The organism is Armatimonadota bacterium, assembly GCA_029907255.1.
Taxonomy (GTDB): domain Bacteria; phylum Armatimonadota; class UBA5829; order DTJY01; family DTJY01; genus JAIMAU01.
On sequence record JARYMF010000006.1, the window covers coordinates 210,190 to 228,261 of the forward strand.

Annotated in this window: 17 protein-coding genes and 1 pseudogene; 5 read left to right on the top strand and 13 right to left on the bottom strand. The window is 48.0% G+C overall.

Features of this window, described 5'->3' with window-relative positions; genetic code table 11:
• The first annotated feature begins 16 nt into the window (after window positions 1-16).
• Window positions 17-1,300, top strand: coding sequence for a phosphomethylpyrimidine synthase ThiC (gene thiC, locus QHH26_07430; protein MDH7481788.1), 1,284 nt, complete (start codon window positions 17-19; stop codon window positions 1,298-1,300).
• Between the two features lie 11 nt (window positions 1,301-1,311).
• On the opposite strand, the gene xerD is transcribed toward thiC, so the two are convergent.
• From xerD to QHH26_07495, 13 genes are all read right to left on the bottom strand, one after another.
• A complete protein-coding gene (gene xerD / locus QHH26_07435) occupies window positions 1,312-2,199 on the bottom strand; it encodes a site-specific tyrosine recombinase XerD (protein ID MDH7481789.1) in 888 nt (295 codons plus the stop codon).
• The gene (locus QHH26_07440) at window positions 2,192-3,865 is read right to left on the bottom strand and encodes a glycosyltransferase family 39 protein (GenBank protein MDH7481790.1); all 1,674 of its coding nucleotides are present in this window, start codon (window positions 3,863-3,865) and stop codon (window positions 2,192-2,194) included. Before QHH26_07440 ends, xerD begins: the two co-directional genes overlap by 8 nt.
• A gap of 66 nt (window positions 3,866-3,931) precedes the next feature.
• Window positions 3,932-4,477: a DUF5317 domain-containing protein gene (locus QHH26_07445; protein ID MDH7481791.1), complete on the bottom strand. Its 546-nt coding sequence runs from the start codon at window positions 4,475-4,477 to the stop codon at window positions 3,932-3,934.
• A 29-nt stretch (window positions 4,478-4,506) separates the two neighbouring features.
• On the bottom strand, window positions 4,507-5,190 hold the full coding sequence (locus tag QHH26_07450) for an HD domain-containing phosphohydrolase (protein ID MDH7481792.1): 684 nt from the start codon (window positions 5,188-5,190) through the stop codon (window positions 4,507-4,509).
• Window positions 5,180-6,487 carry an HD-GYP domain-containing protein gene (locus QHH26_07455; GenBank protein ID MDH7481793.1) on the bottom strand — a complete coding sequence of 436 codons (1,308 nt, stop codon included), beginning with the start codon at window positions 6,485-6,487 and terminating at the stop codon, window positions 5,180-5,182. Before QHH26_07455 ends, QHH26_07450 begins: the two co-directional genes overlap by 11 nt.
• A 293-nt stretch (window positions 6,488-6,780) precedes the next feature.
• Entirely contained in the window at window positions 6,781-7,437 is a 657-nt protein-coding gene (locus QHH26_07460; GenBank protein ID MDH7481794.1) for a hypothetical protein, read from the bottom strand.
• 15 nt (window positions 7,438-7,452) lie between these two features.
• Complete coding sequence (gene pheT, locus QHH26_07465; GenBank protein MDH7481795.1) at window positions 7,453-9,486, bottom strand: phenylalanine--tRNA ligase subunit beta; 2,034 nt, start codon at window positions 9,484-9,486, stop codon at window positions 7,453-7,455.
• 23 nt (window positions 9,487-9,509) lie between these two features.
• Window positions 9,510-10,532 carry a phenylalanine--tRNA ligase subunit alpha gene (gene pheS, locus QHH26_07470; GenBank protein ID MDH7481796.1) on the bottom strand — a complete coding sequence of 341 codons (1,023 nt, stop codon included), beginning with the start codon at window positions 10,530-10,532 and terminating at the stop codon, window positions 9,510-9,512.
• Between the two features lie 24 nt (window positions 10,533-10,556).
• Window positions 10,557-10,916, bottom strand: a complete 360-nt coding sequence (gene rplT, locus QHH26_07475; GenBank protein ID MDH7481797.1) for a 50S ribosomal protein L20 — start codon at window positions 10,914-10,916, stop codon at window positions 10,557-10,559.
• Window positions 10,917-10,980: 64 nt separating this feature from the next.
• Complete coding sequence (rpmI, locus tag QHH26_07480) at window positions 10,981-11,181, bottom strand: 50S ribosomal protein L35 (protein ID MDH7481798.1); 201 nt, start codon at window positions 11,179-11,181, stop codon at window positions 10,981-10,983.
• A 123-nt stretch (window positions 11,182-11,304) separates the two neighbouring features.
• On the bottom strand, window positions 11,305-11,811 hold the full coding sequence (gene infC / locus QHH26_07485) for a translation initiation factor IF-3 (protein MDH7481799.1): 507 nt from the start codon (window positions 11,809-11,811) through the stop codon (window positions 11,305-11,307).
• Window positions 11,812-11,972: 161 nt separating this feature from the next.
• Window positions 11,973-13,670, bottom strand: a complete 1,698-nt coding sequence (gene thrS / locus QHH26_07490) for a threonine--tRNA ligase (GenBank protein ID MDH7481800.1) — start codon at window positions 13,668-13,670, stop codon at window positions 11,973-11,975.
• 333 nt (window positions 13,671-14,003) lie between these two features.
• Window positions 14,004-14,828, bottom strand: coding sequence for a mechanosensitive ion channel (locus QHH26_07495; protein MDH7481801.1), 825 nt, complete (start codon window positions 14,826-14,828; stop codon window positions 14,004-14,006).
• A gap of 350 nt (window positions 14,829-15,178) precedes the next feature.
• Between QHH26_07495 and QHH26_07500 the strand changes: the two genes are divergently transcribed.
• The 4 genes and pseudogenes from QHH26_07500 to rpoZ all read left to right on the top strand — a co-directional run bounded on the left by QHH26_07500 (window position 15,179) and on the right by rpoZ (window position 17,814).
• Entirely contained in the window at window positions 15,179-15,838 is a 660-nt protein-coding gene (locus QHH26_07500; protein MDH7481802.1) for a MotA/TolQ/ExbB proton channel family protein, read from the top strand.
• Window positions 15,813-16,226, top strand: coding sequence for a biopolymer transporter ExbD (locus tag QHH26_07505; protein ID MDH7481803.1), 414 nt, complete (start codon window positions 15,813-15,815; stop codon window positions 16,224-16,226). Before QHH26_07500 ends, QHH26_07505 begins: the two co-directional genes overlap by 26 nt.
• 1 nt (window position 16,227) lies before the next feature.
• Window positions 16,228-17,262, top strand: a complete 1,035-nt coding sequence (locus tag QHH26_07510) for a TonB family protein (GenBank protein MDH7481804.1) — start codon at window positions 16,228-16,230, stop codon at window positions 17,260-17,262.
• A 378-nt stretch (window positions 17,263-17,640) separates the two neighbouring features.
• Window positions 17,641-17,814: pseudogene (gene rpoZ, locus QHH26_07515) on the top strand (DNA-directed RNA polymerase subunit omega).
• Window positions 17,815-18,072 lie beyond the last annotated feature (258 nt).

Genomic DNA, 18,072 nt, shown 5'->3' on the forward strand with positions numbered 1-18,072 from the left:
TTCCAAAGAAGGTACTATGACTCAGCTTGAAAGTGCGAGAACAGGCAAAATCACCCTCGAAATGAAGATAGTGGCAGAGCAAGAACACCTGGATGCCGAAACTATCCGCTCGGGTGTTGCTGCGGGAACTATTGTTATTCCCGCAAATGTCAATGCGATACCAAAAAAGCCTTGCGGGATTGGCGCTGGCCTCCGAACGAAGGTTAATGCCAACATTGGTACTTCCGCAGACTTTCCAAACCTTGATGATGAGCTAAAAAAACTGCAGGTAGCCATTGAGGCCGGAGCCGACACAGCGATGGACTTAAGCACAGGTGGGGATCTTTCAGCAATCAGAAAAGCAATAATTTCAAATTGCACCATACCGCTTGGAACCGTCCCCATTTATGAAGCTGCAATTAAGGCGGCGGAAAACAGCTCTGTTGCAAACATGTCAGAGGACCAACTTTTCAGAGTGATTGAAAGAAACGCCGAGGATGGCGTTGACTTTATAACCGTTCACTGCGGAATCACGCGAGAATCGCTTAGGCGGCTTCGCGAATCAGGACGGGTTACGGATGTCGTGAGCAGAGGCGGGGCATTTCTAGTCTGCTGGATGCTACAAAACGATAGGGAGAACCCTTTCTACGCCCGATTCGATGATCTCCTCGAAATATGCCGAAAGCATGACGTAACGCTTAGCCTTGGCGATGGAATGCGCCCTGGTTGCTTGGCTGATGCTAGCGACCGAGCACAAATCCAAGAATTGATAATCCTCGGCGAACTAGTCGACCGTGCGCGGAAGGCTGGCGTACAAGTTATGGTCGAGGGACCAGGACATGTGCCAATGCATCAAATTGCCGCTAACATTCAAATCCAGAAAACGATTTGCAAAGGCGCCCCGTTCTACGTGCTTGGGCCACTCGTGACCGACGTTGCACCTGGCTATGACCACATAACTTCGGCGATAGGCGGAGCAATCGCAGCCGCTTCAGGCGCAGATTTTCTGTGCTACGTCACACCTTCCGAACACCTAGGGCTCCCCGGACCTGACGAAGTTCGCGTGGGAGTCGCTGCTGCGCGCATCGCAGCCCATGCAGCCGACATAGCGAAAGGCATCCCTAGCGCTATTGAATGGGACAATGAGATGTCAGCCGCACGAAAGGCTAGAAATTGGCAAAAACAGGCTGAGCTTGCACTTGACCCAATAGCGTTCAAAAAGTATCGCACCGAGCGCGCCGGCAACGCGGAAGATGTGTGCTCAATGTGTAGCCAATACTGCGCAATGAAGGTCGTTGACGAATATCTGCGTCGGAAATAGGGCTTTTCTTATCAGGCACGAGGATGAGACTTCTTATACGTCTGCTTTAATTTTTCTCGAGAAATATGTGTATAAACCTGGGTAGTAGCAATATTAGCATGTCCAAGCATCTCTTGAATCGAGCGCAAATCAGCTCCTCCTTGGAGAAGATGGGTAGCAAATGAATGCCTGATGGTATGCGGTGTTATGTTCTTGGTGATTCCAGCTTGAGCAGCATATTTCTTGATTAGCTTCCAGAAGCCGACGCGCGACATCTTTCGGCCGCGATTTGTGAGAAAAAGAAATTCTGAACTTCCTGACCTAGCAAACTTTGGTCTACCGGTAGACAAATAACGTTCAAGATATTCAATCGCCACCTTGCCCAAGGGAACTATACGCTCTTTTGAGCCCTTTCCAAAGCATTTGAGGAAGCCGACGCTTGTGTTTACATCGCTTATCCGAAGGCTTAGAAGCTCCGAAACTCGAATTCCTGTTGCGTAGAGCACTTCAAGCATTGCCTTGTCCCTACATCCAGATGGGTCGCGCCAATCGGGCTGGGCTAGGAGTTCTGATACCTCCTCGATTGATAATATGCTAGGCAAGCGAAGTGCTGACTTCGTAGTCTCGACGCCCGAGGTAAAATCGATTGTAATCAGCCCCTCCCGACAGGCAAATTTGCAGAACGTCTTTATTGCAGAAAGCTTCCTGCTAATGCTACTAGGCGACATCCCGGCTTTTCGCAATTCCTCGAGAAACCCCACCAGCACTTCCTCCGAAAGGCCTTCGGGAGAGTTAATGCCTTTCCCGGCAGCGTAATGCGCAAATTGCGAGAGGTCGCGTGCATACGCTGCCACAGTATTCTGTGAAAGTCCTCGCTCAATAGCAACGTAATCAACAAATGCTTGGATTGCTTCATCCATTGCTCAACACAATATCGTTTCGCGCATATATTTTTATTGTTGGATTGGCATATGACATATCGTGCGGCAACTCAACTAAAAGCGGGAATTTCTTTCCAAAAATAGATGGCGGTGAATCAAATTGGCGAACAAGCCTATATTTTTTATCCAAAACAGCAAAATAGTCTATCGCTGCTTGATCGCCAATCCGAAGCCTATCTTCATACTCAAACTCGGAGAGAATAACAAACTCAGGTTCCATTTCGCTAAGCAGACGCCAATTCCATTCCTTGCTTTCGTCTGTGATAATCCCATATTCAGCGATGCTCTGAGCGGCCTCGAAACGTGCGCGGGCGCTTCCATACCCAAAGCGGGGGTCTAGCGGGGGCGTATAAAACCAAGGAATTGTCGGCATGGCGATGCTGCTTCCGGGGGGAATGTTTTTCCTAATCCACGTGAGAGCCGCGTCTCTGTTATCCTCTCGTGCCATAACTCCATCGAGCGAAATAGAGTAAAATAAAGTGTATAGAACTATCAGGCCGGTGAGCGCACCGGTGACAACCCTGGCAACGCCCCTAGCAAAACCTCTTTCATCCTCAAACCTTTCCATTAGTTTACCAGGAATTCGAGCCCCAAGCAGGACAAGCGGCGGCAATATTGGCATGGTATACCGCGCAAACCTGACTTGTGCTACACCAATTAGTACGTAGTACGGCACTAGAAAAGCAATAAGCATGGCATCCTGCGGGGTCCATTTCCTTATAGCGTAAATTACCCCCGCCAGAGCAAGGACCATTATGGGCAAACCCATCCCTGGGAGAAGAGAATGAATCAAGTGGTAGATAAAACCGGAGCCTGTCTCGGCAAAGAGCAACCCATGACCTGTTTGTACGTGATGGGCTTCATAAAGAAAACCTCGCAGAAAACTTTCGGAGTTGAGCACTGCACCTGGACAACCAATAAGGAACCCTGCTGCTAAACCAATAATTACCAAAAGCAAGTTCAAAGACATTAGGCGCCTAAAGAAAGAACCTCCTTTGGAAAGGTGGGCTACAATAGGCGCGAGCACAACCAAGCCGGCGTTGTATTTCGTCGCGGCAGAGAACCCAGCGAAAAGTCCCGAAAGCAAATAATATCGGGTTCTAGATTTTTCCTCAGGTATACGAGATGCAAATAGCAAACTGCATGTTACAAAGAACGTTGCAGGGACATCCACTGCCAGAAAATGTGAGTGCATAACGTGAATTGGCAATATCGCCATAAAGACTGCAGCTATCAGCCCTGTTCTTCGGCCATACATACGACGCCCTACGTAGTAGACTAGCAGCACTGTCGCAACTCCCATCAACAATGCGACAACGCGTCCAGCCAAGTACATTTGCGCATAGCCGCGCACTATCAACTCAGGGTCTCTTTTGCCGAGAACTATAAGCCCCCAACCCATCCCCATAAAGATTGCAATGTATACAAGATAAATATAGAGAGAACCGTAATTGTAGAATCCAGGGTCTATTTGCCCACTAAAGAAGTCAATCCTTTGAGCTGCCTCCAAAATCGTTGTTTCATCAGGATGATAGGAAAAATAATGGTCCATGTTCGGCAGCCCCCACTTAAGGCCATAGAGTCGAAGTGCGAGCGCTACTGCCGTGATTAGAATTGCGAAAAAAGGCGAAAATCTCCTGACCACCTTCGAAGGTCTCCTCCAAAATTGCTACCGAAGATTTAATGGGTTCGACATCCGCGAAATTGCAAGCTAGTGCGGTTTCTTCTTTTCGAGCGATGATTTTCGGATGCACATATATCTCTGGATTAGCATAAATATACCAATTGTTATCACTACATCCCCAATGCTTGCCACTTCTGGGGTATGAGGGCCAAACCCCGGAAGGGGAATAACGTCTGCCAACCACTTAAGTTTTGAATCGGCCGTAAGAAGCACATGGCGTACGAATTCCCCCTCCCGGCTAGGATTGATTATGTTGGCAAGCCCAGCTATTTTAGCAGCCTTCTCACTAATGGGCATGTAGCCGCCATTTGCCGCGCAGACCAAGAAGTTTAAAAATGTGCCTCCCCATATTATGCGCAAATCTTGGATATGCAAGTTCGCACCGAGAGCTACAAGCAAAAGAATGTAATTAACGATATTCAGTAACCCTGCATACCCACGAAATGAAAAATGCCCAAAAAGAGCGACAATGTACATTGCTACGAAAGCCACAAACGGGAACGCAAAAAGGTATAAATGCTTTAGAGGGATACTTGAAAGATTTCTTAGGCTCCCTCTCCTAACTATCCCCAATATTAAGGAAAGTATGGCAAATTCAATAATCAAGATAGCTGCCTTTCATTTCGCCAGCGCCTCTGTAATACTTTCAAGAAAGCTTCTACTACCGCTGGGTCATATTTAACTCCTGCGTTACTCTTTAGTTCCTCAATTGCACGCTTATCATCCATCTTGTCGTGAAATGATTTTTTCGATTCCATAGAATCATACGCAGTTGCTACAGCTAGGATTCTCGCACCAAGGGGAATTTCTTCACCTTTTAGCCCATCCGGGTATCCCGATCCATCCCAGCATTCATGATGATGGCGAATCAGCGGCGCAAGATCTTTGAGTAACCTGACTTGTTCCACCATCTCGGCGGCGATTACGGCATGTTGTTTTAGAATCTCAAACTCCTTGGCGGTAAGCTTGCCTTTTTTGCTGAGGATTGCATACGGTACCCTCACATTGCCGATGTCTGCAAGTAAAGCCGCATACTCCATCCGCAGAATTTGCGACCTAGGTATGCGCATCTCGCGGGCAATATCTACCACATATCGTGCTACACGTTCCCCATGCCCCTCAGCACCGACGTCTTTTGTTTCAACAGCACGGGCAAGTGTCAGGAGGGACTGTCTATAAGCGCGACGCATTTGTAATGGCAGATATATATATGAATAGCACCCAAACACGATGGTGAATGCTACAGCCATGAGGAAAACCGGACTAACCCAGAAGCTATTCCCCATGCTCCAACTCCTCTCTCGCCATTACTTGCATGAACGCCTTTACAACTCGCGGGTCAAACTGAGTCCCGGCTCCGTAGCGTACTTGATCTATTGCTTGGTCAATTGTTAATGGCGCCCGGTATACGCGTCTATCTTTCTCGTCAGGTCCCCCCGTCATGGCATCAAAAGCGTCGGCAACGGCAATTACAGCTGCCTCTATTGGAATCTCGCCATCCTTGAGGCCATCTGGATAGCCCTTGCCATCTGGACGTTCGTGATGCCCACGTACCCATGGGACTATCGCCTCAAGGTGTTTCATTTGTGAGAGAATTTCTGCTCCTCGTGCGGGGTGCTGCTTTATAATAGCCCAATCTTCTTCCGAAAGAGCTCCGACTTTGTCCAAAATCTGCTCGTCTACTCCAATCTTACCTACATCATGCAAAAGGCCCGCATCGCGTATTAACATCAAACTTCGCAACGGTAAACCCATTTGCCTGGCAATTTTATCGGAGATGTCCGCCACCCTTTCGAGGTGTCCTTTTGTATATGGGTGGTAATGCTGCATATAGATGCCTAGTGAAGTAATCGTCTCGCGGTAAGTATCAAGTCGTTTGGCATATTGGTTGAGAGCCTGTCTCCCCATCAAAAATGGGATTATCATGAGCAATATTCCATGTATACCATAGGCTAAGTAAAGGTATGCAAACAGTATTCCCGATGGGCCAGTCACGAGATTGTTAGTGGCTGTCCATCTCAATTGTTGAGCCGCATGAATTCGCCAGGGTTCGCGAAGATGTAAGGCCAAAGCGGTTGCTAGTAATAGTGCATTTGTCGTTGTGCAGGTAAATACCCATAGCAACACAGGTAGCACAACAGCAGACAAAGTGACTTCACTTCCTGTCTGCAAGGTCATGCCGCCAGCAAACACGTAGGCGATAGATGCAACTGTTATCGAAATTATAGTATTGCACAAGTTGTAGCACGTTAAATCTAAGAGCAATCTTAGCGGGTATTTGCCGCGGTGGAACACCATGTTTGACGCAATTAAACCCAATGAAGTTATAAGTACGGTATCGGTGAATCCACGGCTAATAAATAAGGCCAGCACCGCTGGCATAGTCATAGTATATTCGGTTGCTGAGCTGGGGAATATAACGGGAAGTATTTCGGCAAAGAAGATAAGGATAAAGAAAATAACTAATTCAGGCCAGGCGTGCAGTTCTATTCCCCCAAACGCCACGGCTGAAGTCAAAATAATAAAACCGAGGAGGTATATTGTGTACTTATACTGAGTGAATGCTTTGGCGACCTGACGCACTTGAACTTCCTGTTCAGAGTTGGGCCGACGGAGGTGGCTACTTTGGTTTAGGCATTAGCCTAAATTTAGCCGTCCTAGATCCTAGGGCGGTGGCCAGAATCTACCGAACGCGCCGGATGTAAGCACCAGCGACGCCAGAGCAAGCAGTACTTTGACCAAGGTCTTCATTTACGTCAACCCCTTTCGTCGTGAGGATAATGTCTATTTCCGCTAGACATAGACATTTCCACCGCTTCGCTCGGGATTTGAATCGTTTTGCGACCCTTTCACCGCCTGCCGTCGGCCCAAACAAATTATTCTTTTTCTTCGCCCATTAAGCCTAGCCGTCTATTGACGGCATCTAGCGTTGCATTCACCACCGCTTTCCATAAATCCTGCTTGACGATTGCTGAACCTATAAGTGGTTCTTCGCCCCGTGAAGTTATCATGTTTATTAAAACTATTACTATTTGCCTGCCTGACAAAGTAATATTTGGATTGATGTCTTCAACAACGAATGTCCCATCGGTACCTTCACAATTTTCAACTGCCCGGAGGGTTGCCGTCGCGATTAGTCTGAGTTGGCTCAGGCTTGAACTATGACCTGTTGCACTGCCAGTATACACTTCTTGGTCTTTTTTAAGATGAACAGTAGCCTGAGAATGAGCTCCATTAAGTGAGATTGAGACATCCGAAAACTTCAATCTTCCTACGTCGAACCTGAAGCGCTTTCCATCCTGTGTTTGTGCCACGCTCACTTTTTTGTGGTCTAGTTCTATACCAAACTTGGCCATGAGTGCCGACTCTACATCCCTTACCACCTGCTTTGGTGCTCTGCTCGACTCTGCTAGAACATGAATCTCTTCTATGACGCCTGCATTGTTTGTTACAACACGGCTTGAGATGATATGGTTGAGCGAGCGAATAACTGATTCAATTTCTGAAGCCGATATTTTTCTTGTGGTCCCCATTTTTCTTCCTCCGAGCTACGCATCTCTAAAGGATGCTGCAAGCTTGTCTCCAAGGAGACTTCTTATCCTTGCCATGCGGTCGTCTACTTCCTCGTCACGTAGAGTCTTCGTGGGCGAACGAAATACCATTCTAAACGCAAGACTCTTCTGGCCTGCAGGTAAGGGGGGGCCCTTATATAAATCAAACAACGATAAGCTTTCTAATAGGTCTCCCGCCCCTTCTTCCAAAACCTCTCTAACTCTATCATACGGAATCTCGTCGGCCACCACGACGGCCAAGTCCCTCGTAAGAGCTGGATACCGAGAGAATGGACGATATGTTTCAGCTTCTCGGCGACGGCTAATCAATTCGTCAAAATCAAGTTCAAAGGCGTAAGTCCGACCGGGGAGGTCGAACTTAGCAGCAAGGTCCGAGCTGACTTCGCCAAGAACGCCGACTTCGGTATTTCCTATTTGTATGATTGCTGCTCTAGTTGGGTGGAATCCATCAAGCAGCGCCTGTCTGAAAAGCACTTCGCCTTTTACCAATCGGTTGAAAATAGTTTCAACTATGCCTTTTGCCAAGAAGAAATCTGCTTCGAGGCTACTTTTATCCACATTCCAAGCCGTCTGCCACATCGAGCCAGTTAAAGCCCCAGCGATGCTCAAACGTTCGATAATCGCGCCATTATCGGTGGAGGCCACGCGTCCAATCTCGAATACGCCGATATCCCTTATACCTCGACTTGCGTTGTAGCCAATTACTCCTAATAGATTTGGAATAAGGCGCTTTCGTATCCGGCTTAGATCATCGCTTATCGGGTTGCGAATCACAACTTCGCCGTGTTCGCCCTCTGTTGGAGGTACAAGTGAATGAGTGACAACTTCCTGAAGGCCGCATGCAATCAACGTTTCCGCAACTTCAGAAGCAAACCTTCCTTCCGAGCTGTCGCTCCCTTGCATTGTTTCACCTACAGGGAGTTTCTCTGGGATTGCATTGTATCCGTACAATCTGCCGACTTCTTCAATCAAGTCAATTTCACGCGTTATGTCCGGCCGAAATGTGGGAACGGTCACCAATAGCGGGTCACCTTTCGCAACAGACATGCCTAGTCTGGAAAGGTAGTCTGCGATTTGCTCTGAGCTTACTTGAACGCCCAAGACTTCGCTTGTCCGTTGAGGTCTAATCTCTATGGTTACCGGGTTGATCTTTTTTGGATAGGCATCAACAATGCCCTTAGCGATTGACCCGTCAGACCACTCCACAATTAATTGGGCTACACGGTCAAGGGCATAGGTCGTTAATTCAGGATCAACGCCGCGCTCAAACCTATACGATGCTTCGGTACTCATGCCGAGATATTTTGCGGTTTTTCGTATAGAGATTCGGTTAAAATGGGCCGACTCTAAAAGAACGTTGCGCGTGCTAAAGCTTACCTCGGTGTCTGCCCCGCCCATCACTCCTGCGATGGCAATAGCCCTCTCAGAATCTGCTATCACCAAGATTTCCTCGTTTAGTATGCGCTCTTCGCCATCTAAAGTTACGATTTTTTCGTCAGGCATTGCTTGACGAACGATTATATGGTGATTCTTCACTAAGTCATAATCGAAAGCATGAAGGGGCTGCCCTAGCTCAAGCAACACATAGTTCGTTGCATCCACGACATTATTTATGGGCCGGAGACCCCCAGCGATTAGCCTTTCCTGAACCCATGCCGGTGATGGTCCGACTTTGACATTAGTAACTACGCGTGCTGAGTATCGCGGACAATTGATGGGGCTTTCTATATCAACTTTTACGAGGTCAGACGCCTTCGTATCACTTTCGACCAACTTAGGGATTGGAGGATTTAGTTGAGTTCCAAGTAGAGCTGAAACCTCACGTGCCACGCCAACTATTGAAAGCAAATCAGGCCTATTAGGGGTAACGTAGGTTGAGAAGACAAGCTTGTCACCTATCTCGGTTACCTCTTCCACTTCGAGACCAGCGAGTGTCAATCGCTCCGCTAGTTGCTTCGGAGGGACATCAAAGCTCACATATTCTCTTAGCCATTCGACAGGTACTAACACAGCAGGAACCCTTTGTAGGAAGCCTAAAATTGCTGAAGAAAACGCAAGTCGTTCTCAAGGAACAGGCGCAAATCGTCGATGGCATGCTTAAGCATCGGCATGCGCTCAATTCCCAGGCCAAAAGCAAACCCAGTGTACTTTTCCGAGTCTATGTCAAACCGCTCAAGTACGTTTGGGTGAATCATTCCGGCACCGCCTAATTCAAGCCAGCCGGTAGACTTGCAAAGTGAACATCCGGCGCCTTTACACATCACGCAGCTAATAGCCCACTCAGCGCCAGGTTCTACGAACGGGAAGTAGTCTGGGCGAAACCGCACTTTGGTTTCTGGTCCGAACATCTCGCGCACGAATTGTGCCAAAGTCCCCTTTAGGTTTGCCAAGCTTATCCCTTCGTCGACCGTAAAACAGTCAACCTGGTGAAAGGTGTGTGAATGCGTGGCATCCACAGCATCGAACCTAAAACATCGCCCAATTGTCGCGATGCGGAATGGCGGTTTCTGGCTTTCCATTACCCTTCCCTGCAGAGCAGTTGTCTGAGTCCTGAGTAGGAGGTCATCAGTTATATAAAATGACATCTGCTCATCCAGCGCCGGATGTTCTTCGGGATAGTTTAAGGCTTCGAAGTTGTAAAGATACTGCTCGATTTCCGGTCCTTCGACCACTTGATAGCCCATCCCGATGAAGATTCGCTTTACTTCTGCGACGGTTACCGACAGGATATGGCGCCTGCCTACTCGGAACAATCTGCCTGGCAGCGTGACATCCACAGCTTCGCGGGCGAGCTGGGCATCCCGCTCCTCGATTAAAATCTTCTCGCGCTTTTCGGCGATTTTCCTTTCTAGCAGTTGTCGAAGTTCGTTTGCGCTCTGGCCAAACGATGGCCTTTGCTCTGGGGGCAGCGTTTTCACGCTGCGCAATAGCTCAGTAACCTTGCCCTTACGTCCAAGGTACTCGGTTTCCAGCTCCGCCAACGTCTGCGAAGATGCAGCTGATGCAATCCGTTGCTCTGCTTCACGGCGCAGGGCTTCGATTTGCTCGTAAACCAAATCCTACTCCCCGTTCTCTGAAAGTCAAGCTGCTAGCTGTTCTGAGGCATGTTTAACCAGCGCAGCGAAGGCGGCTTTGTCGTTAACAGCCATTTCCGCAAGAACCTTGCGGTCTATGGCTACCCCGCCTTTCGCTAAGCCCTGGATGAATCTGCTATAGGATATGCCATTTTCTCGGCATGCCGCATTGATGCGTGTTATCCAAAGACTCCGAAACTCTCGCTTCCTAACTCTGCGGTCGCGGTATGCATAGTTGAGCGCCTTTGCGACTGCTTCATTCGCAGTTTTGAAGAGGCGGCTTCTTGCGCCCCAGTAGCCTTTTGCGCGCTCCATGACTTTTTTGTGCCGCTTATGGGTCATTATCCCACGTTTTACCCGTGGCATCTAACCTGCTCCTTTCAATATTGCAACTTGTATTTGGCCTTCTAATGTTTACAGCCGTCTCCTGTTATGCACCGTAAGGAATCATGCGATGAACTTTCTGCTTTTCGCCGCCAAAAACCAAAGACTCTACGCTCAGTCTGCGCTTTCTGGCTGGGGACTTCTTCATCATTAGGTGTCCTTTCCCCGTATTTCGCCGTACAATTTTACCTGACGCAGTTATCTTGAATCTCTTGGCAGCTGTTTTTCTTGTCCTTATCTTTGGCATTTGACACTGTTCCTTTCAAGATACAAGTTGCCACGCGACCTCTCGAGCCAAGCTCCGGATCCGTGGCACGGCTGGGCGTTCCGTATGATTAGTTCACCAATCGGCAGACCTAGACAATCCTTCCTACTTTGGGCTTAACACCATCGTCATCGTCCTGCCTTCCATGGCGGCAGGCTTTTCAACCACCGCTATATCAGCGGTTGCCTCTGCAATCCGATCAAGTGCGCGCTTGGCGAACTCCGGATGGGTTATTTCGCGACTCCGGAATATTACTATTATTTTAACCTTGTTTCCTTCTCCAAGGAACCTCAGGGCGTGCTTCAGCTTGACCTGAAAATCATGCTCATCAGTGCCAGGGCGCATTTTGATGCTTTTCACTTCGGTAACCCGCTGCTTCTTTCGAGCCTCCCGTTCGCGCTTTCCTTGCTCATACTTATATTTCCCATAGTCCATTATTTTGCATACAGGAGGCACAGCGGTCGGCGCCACCTCAATTAAGTCAAGGCCCTTCTCCCTTGCAATCGCTAGTGCTTCGTGAACGGGTTTGATCCCAAGCTGGTTTCCCTGTTCGTCAACCAGCCTGCATTCTCGAGCCCGAATCCGCTCGTTAACCCTGAGATCTTTATTTATGCTCCATCACCTCGTAAAAATTAACCACAGGGCCATATGCGGACTGCACACACAGCCCGGAGTTGGTGTGCTAAACCCCAGAAACCGCGTCTCCGTGCGCCATCCGAACCCTGCGGTCGTAGCGTTTAAAGTATTATTGGAGTTAGTATAGCATAATATCATTAATTCGTCAACTCGTTTTTAGCAAATGCGATAAAGTCCTCTATTAGCATAACTCCTATGTCACCGCTTTCGCGCTTCCTCACCGATACTTTGCCTGACTCGGCCTCTTTATCGCCAACTATGAGCATGTACGGTATTTTTTGTACCTGGGCTTCACGGATTTTAAAACCTGTCTTTTCATTTCTTGAATCTACCGATACCCTAAAGCCCGCCTCACTAAGACGACCCGCTACTTTCTCTCCATACTCCAGATGCCTGTCTGCGATTGGCAACACAATTATCTGTATTGGGGCAAGCCAAAGAGGAAATGCTCCGGCATATTCCTCAATCAGAACACCCATAAATCGTTCAATGGCACCCAAAGCCGCCCTATGAATCATCACCGGTCGGTGGGGCTTGCCATCCTCGCCGATGTACTCTAGGTCGAAGCGCTCTGGCATCGAGAAATCGAGCTGTATCGTGCCTAGCTGCCAAGAGCGTCCCATCGAGTCTTTGACGTGAAAGTCAATCTTCGGCCCGTAGAAAGCTCCATCACCTGGGTTTACTTGATAAATTATGTTATTTGCGCGGAGGGCTTCATGAAGGGCATTCTCCGCAGTCTCCCATATCTCGTCAGAGCCGATGGATTTTTCCGGCCGCGTGCTGAGCTCAATGCGGTAATCTTTGAATCCATACTTCGCATACGTTGTGCGAATTAGGTCAATGACGCCCGTTATCTCTGACTGTATTTGCTCAGGGCGGCAAAAAATGTGTCCATCGTCAATTGTAAAGCTCCGCACTCGGAACAAGCCGGTCAACACTCCCGACAGCTCGTGCCGATGGACAAGCCCTAGTTCGGCATATCTAAGCGGAAGGTCGCGATATGATTTTAGCGTTTCCTTGTAAATTAGAATTGCACCAGGGCAATTCATTGGCTTAACTGCATAGGTCTGGTCATCTATCTCAAGGAAATACATGTTATCGCGATATGTTTCCCAATGGCCGCTCTGGCGCCAAAGTGATTCGTTTAAGATCATTGGTGTGCGAATTTCTAGATATCCGCGCTTTTGATGTTCTTGCCGCCAAAAATCAATAATCTGGTTATAGACAATTGCTCCTTTTGGATGCCAGAAAGGAAATCCCGGGCCTTCCTCATGGAAACTGAAAAGGTCAAGGTCTTTACCAATCTTTCGATGGTCGCGTTTCTTAGCTTCCTCAAGGCGCTTTAAATATTCATCCAGCTCCTGCTGGGTAGGAAACGCTGTACCATAGATGCGTTGTAGCATTGGATTCTTTGAATTGCCACGCCAATAAGCTCCTGCAACGCTAAGAAGCTTGAAAGCCTTCACCAAACCAGTGCTTGGAAGATGAGGACCACGGCACAAATCGACAAAAGACCCCTGGCTGTAGATGGTGACAACAGGTTCTTCGATTTCACGAAGAAGATCAAGCTTGTAGGGCTCATCAGCAAAAAGGCTAAAAGCCTCTTCCTTTGATATTTCCTTTTTCTCGAACGGAAGATCCGCTGCGATAATCTCGCGCATTCGGGCCTCAATTTTCTCTAAGTCTTCCGGCGAGAAACCACCTTTGCGGTCGAAATCATAATAAAAGCCGTCCTCTATTGCGGGCCCGATTCCAAGCTTGACCTCAGGATAAAGTTCTTTCACTGCTTGTGCCAGTATATGCGCTGCACTATGTCTCAACGTAAGAGGATCCACTTTGCACCTCTCATCAACCAAGTAAGGAAATTCCAAAAGACCAATAGGTAATTATGGGCATCCTTTCTATTACCTAATTACCTTAGAGATGATACAGGATTCTTCAGAGATTTGCAAATTACGCATGCGGGTAACGCCGCAAACTATTGAATAATCGGGCAATATCGCCAATCCGACCAAATATGGCGGTAATAAAGGAAACAACATTGCTAAAAATATCTAGGCTTATCATTTTAAGTCGGTTTTCTTCCAAACATCCACATACACAGCATCTCCTACCCCGAAGAATAAGCTTTTGATCCTTTCTTCTCATCGTCCTATCCTTGAACACCATCAAACTAAATTGATTTCGCCAGCAGAAGCCTTCTCCAGAATGCGCTCACGTAGAGCGGTTTGCAACGACTCCTGATAGCCTGGCTTTACGGCACCGGTAATGCGAATAGTAACTTTAGACGCATCTATGGCTGTAATCCCGTCAGCACGCGGCGGAGTGACAACGCCTTCAACCTCATCCGCAACCCTTCTGCCCAATTCATTTATCAAAGACCGTACCATCTCAAGATTGGAATTCGAAGCAATGTTAACATCCAACGACACTTGTATCGTCCCGCGGGAATGGTTAGTTACTAGAGTTACATCGCCATTTGAGATAAATACAAGCTTGCCAACATCGTCGCGAATTTTAGTGACTCGCATACCGAGCTCCTCAACCAAACCCGAGATGTTGCCGATGGTAACATAATCGCCAACTGCATACTGATTTTCCAAAACTATAAAGAAGCCAGAAATAACATCGCGAACAAGCCTTTGGGCACCAAAACCTATTGCCAAACCAGCGACTCCAGCGGTTGTGAGCACAGGAGCAATGTTAACCTTGAAGACCTCCAGGACCATTACACCTGCTATAAAGATTAGGACATAAGAAATCACACTCTTAACGAGAGTACCGAGCGTTTTTGCACGTGCAATCGTTTCCGGTGTCGGTCCTTTGGTTTCGCGCTGAGTTATCACTTGAATCACGCGTTCAACAAACTTGTTAACCACAGCGCGAATTAATAGAAAGATAACTACTATCTTAACCACGGCCAAAGTGGAGGGAACAATCTTGTGTGCCGCAGTCCTCCAAAACTCAGCAATAAACAGCAGATCCCAATTCATACCTTGAACACCTCTGGCGGAGCTTTCAATAGCCAAAACGGATTGTAACAATTTTCCTTTAGATATGCAAAAGCAGGGGCTACTCCAAGGCACGAGCGTCAGGAGTTACACTGAATGCTAGTTTGCAGTTAACCGATAATAAACATGTGAAATGTGTTTTAAGAATTTGCCAAAATTTTTTGCCCCCGTCGACTCTGAATCTCTCCTTGGAGGCTGAGGCTTCTCTCGGTCTTCGCCGATAATTATAAAATAGCAGTTTACGTCTTTTGAAGACACAGCATGGAGACATCTTATGGGACGATTTGGTGGGCTTGCGCTTCCACCTTTAAAAGCGAGGAGGAAAAAACTTCATGATTTGGTTTGTTGACGCATTCAATTTCCTGTGCAAGGGCGGCCCCGTAATGATTCCACTAATAGCCTGCTCAATAATCTCAGTAGCAGTAATGATTGAGCGCTTTATACGCCTAAGGAATGCAGGAGCCGACCCTGACGAACTAATGGAACGCATTGAAAAATGCCTTGCTCTTGGCAAGGGCTCAGATGCAGTCAACCTTTGCCGAACCGTCGGCACCCCTTTAGCGGAAATGCTCGCCCGAGGGCTTGAATGTCGTGGAATAGGATCACGGCAAGCTGAGAAATGCATGGAGGAGTATGCTCTCAGAATGACTCCAAATTTGTTTTGCCGGCTACCTATCCTAGACACAATAATCACAATTGCTCCTCTCTTGGGATTGCTAGGAACAGTCACCGGTATGATACGCTCATTCCACGTAATATCCACTAAGTCGGGCATTGGAACGCCTACTGCAATCACCGGCGGCGTCGCCGAGGCTTTGATTGCCACTGCAACGGGCCTTGCCATTGCAATTGCCACCCTTATTGGCTACAACTACTTAACTGAAAAAGCCAAGGCATTGGTTAGCGACATGGAGATATACGGAACACGCTTAGTTAATATCCTGTCAGCCGGCGAGGAGGACCAGCATGAGGCTAAAGCGCTTCGAGCCTAAGAGGGCAAGGATTGAGATCGTGCCGATGATAGACACGATCTTCTTTCTTCTCGTTTTCTTTATGATTGCCTCGCTGGCAATGACCACAATGAAAGGCATGCCAGTAAACCTACCGAAGTCAAGCACGGCTCAAGATAGGTCTATGGTGAAGACCGTTGTCACCATAACTGCAACTGGCAAATTCTATGTGGACAAGCGCCCTGTTCCATTCGCGCTTATCCAACCAACTTTGAGGGAGAAACTGAAAGAGAATCCCAAAATGGTTGTTGTAATCAATTGCGACAAGAGCCGCAATTGGGGCGATGGAATCGAGGTGATGGATGAAGCAAAAAAGGCAGGCGCTGAAATCATCACCATCGCCACAGAACCAAAGATTGAGAAAAAGTAATATGCGCGATCGGTTGCTTACATACGCAATTGCTGCTTCGATTGGAATTCATCTTGCCATTCTTGGTTTGGTTGGCAAAACATCGGCCGCCCGCCCGATTGAAATCGAAGACCTTAAGCTAGTTCGAGTAGAGGTTGTTGACATCCCAGAGAATGTGAAAGTTTCAGAGCCGCAGGACATCAAAACTGCACCTAAACTCAAACCAACCGAGTCTGAACACTTATCACTCCCACCGCCAGAAAAGATACCATTAGCACCGCCAGCAAAGCCAAAACCAAAGCCAGGTAAACAGCCTACATATCAAGAGACTAGAAAAAAGGCGCCAATTTCTGGATACTCTCCTGGCTCAACCATTGCTTCTAATAAACCGCCGGGCGATCCGGGCGGGGACTTGAACTTCGGCTCACCAAGCCATCATGGCGATATCAACATTGGACCAAGTGGCCAGACACCTGTTGGATGGGTTCCTGGAAACCCAGGCGGCAAGGGCATAGGTTCAGGCAGTGGAGAAGGTGTTGGAAAACCAGAACCCATACCGAATGCGACGCCAGGTCCTGGTCAAGAACCAAACCCAGCGCCACCACCTCCACCGCCGCCACCCCCTCCACCGCCACCCGACATAGACGTAAAGGTATGCGCCGAATCTGGAATGCTGCCAGGCCCATACTGCGAAAAAACAGTGATTAAGTCATTTAGGCCTGGCAAAGAACCAACTTCAATTTGCACAATCTGCAAGCCAAAACATATCTCAACCCTGGCCGACAGGGCTGAGCCAGAACTGGTCAGCGGGCCAAAGCGTCCAAAATACCCTCCATCAGCCAGGGACCAAGGAATCGAGGGCTCCGTAACAGTCGAGTATACCATCAACACAGAAGGCAATGTTGTGGGCGTGAAGGTTACAAAATCTTCCGGCAGCATCGAACTTGACCGCGCGGCGACCGAAACCGTCCAAAGTCGAAAATATAAGCCCGCCGTTCAGGGCGGCATTCCTCGAAACTTTCGCAAACGGGAAACTTTCCACTTTGCACTGGATTAAGCTAATCAAGAAGTTCAGTGCTCATCCCATTTTCTATTTATCGCCCATTCATCCTCATAGCCGCAAGACTTGGTATGCTTTGAAGAAGCAATCAAAAACTTTGTCAGCACTTCCCGCCATGAGATGTTGTCGCAGATGTGTCCAGCCCATGGGTGAATCCATTTTGCATGCAAATTTCTGCTATAATGTCTTAATTATCGGTGATATCGCCGAAGTATTAACTATCTTGACATAGAGCGTTGTTTAGATTTAAAATCATAAGTTGCAATTTTCGAGCTTTGTCATCTGATATTTGATTGAAAAGCCAAGCGGTTAGGTGCGTAGTTATTTGGTTTACTATCACCGCCAACAGTTTCATAATGTGAAAGGGGATTCGGAATGATATATCCTTCGATAGATGAGCTTGACGCCAAGGTAGGAAGCAAGTATGCACTAGTTATAGCAGTGGCGAAGCGAGCGCGCCAATTGCGGGAGGGTGCCCAACCGCTGGTGGAAAGCACATCCAAAAATCCGATCACCATTGCTCTTGAAGAAATTGCGGCTGGAAAGATTCGCATTCACAAGCCAACTCCAGAGGAACAAGCGGCCCGGGAAGAGCAGCTTGCCCTTCCTCGCGAACGCAAGCGTGAAATAGAAGAAGCAGTCGACCTTCTCAGAGCTCCAGTACAAGAAGTCACTGAAAAGACGGGTGATGAAGAAACATCCCATGAGGAAGAAGGAGAGGAAGGGTTCACTGCTTCGGGCAATGGCTTGTCCAATGTAAATGACCAAGGTTCATCGGCCGAAATCGGGCTCGAAGAAGAAACCGAA

Excerpts from the sequence above, each read along its gene's own strand:
- xerD (MDH7481789.1), bottom strand. The coding sequence starts at position 2,199 with ATGGATGAAGCAATCCAAGCATTTGTTGATTACGTTGCTATTGAGCGA.
- QHH26_07460 (MDH7481794.1), bottom strand. The coding sequence starts at position 7,437 with ATGGGGACCACAAGAAAAATATCGGCTTCAGAAATTGAATCAGTTATT.
- QHH26_07450 (MDH7481792.1), bottom strand. The coding sequence starts at position 5,190 with ATGGGGAATAGCTTCTGGGTTAGTCCGGTTTTCCTCATGGCTGTAGCA.
- QHH26_07510 (MDH7481804.1), top strand. The coding sequence starts at position 16,228 with ATGCGCGATCGGTTGCTTACATACGCAATTGCTGCTTCGATTGGAATT.
- rplT (MDH7481797.1), bottom strand. The coding sequence starts at position 10,916 with ATGCCACGGGTAAAACGTGGGATAATGACCCATAAGCGGCACAAAAAA.
- rpmI (MDH7481798.1), bottom strand. The coding sequence starts at position 11,181 with ATGCCAAAGATAAGGACAAGAAAAACAGCTGCCAAGAGATTCAAGATA.
- QHH26_07505 (MDH7481803.1), top strand. The coding sequence starts at position 15,813 with ATGAGGCTAAAGCGCTTCGAGCCTAAGAGGGCAAGGATTGAGATCGTG.
- QHH26_07495 (MDH7481801.1), bottom strand. The coding sequence starts at position 14,828 with ATGAATTGGGATCTGCTGTTTATTGCTGAGTTTTGGAGGACTGCGGCA.
- thiC (MDH7481788.1), top strand. The coding sequence starts at position 17 with ATGACTCAGCTTGAAAGTGCGAGAACAGGCAAAATCACCCTCGAAATG.
- QHH26_07500 (MDH7481802.1), top strand. The coding sequence starts at position 15,179 with ATGATTTGGTTTGTTGACGCATTCAATTTCCTGTGCAAGGGCGGCCCC.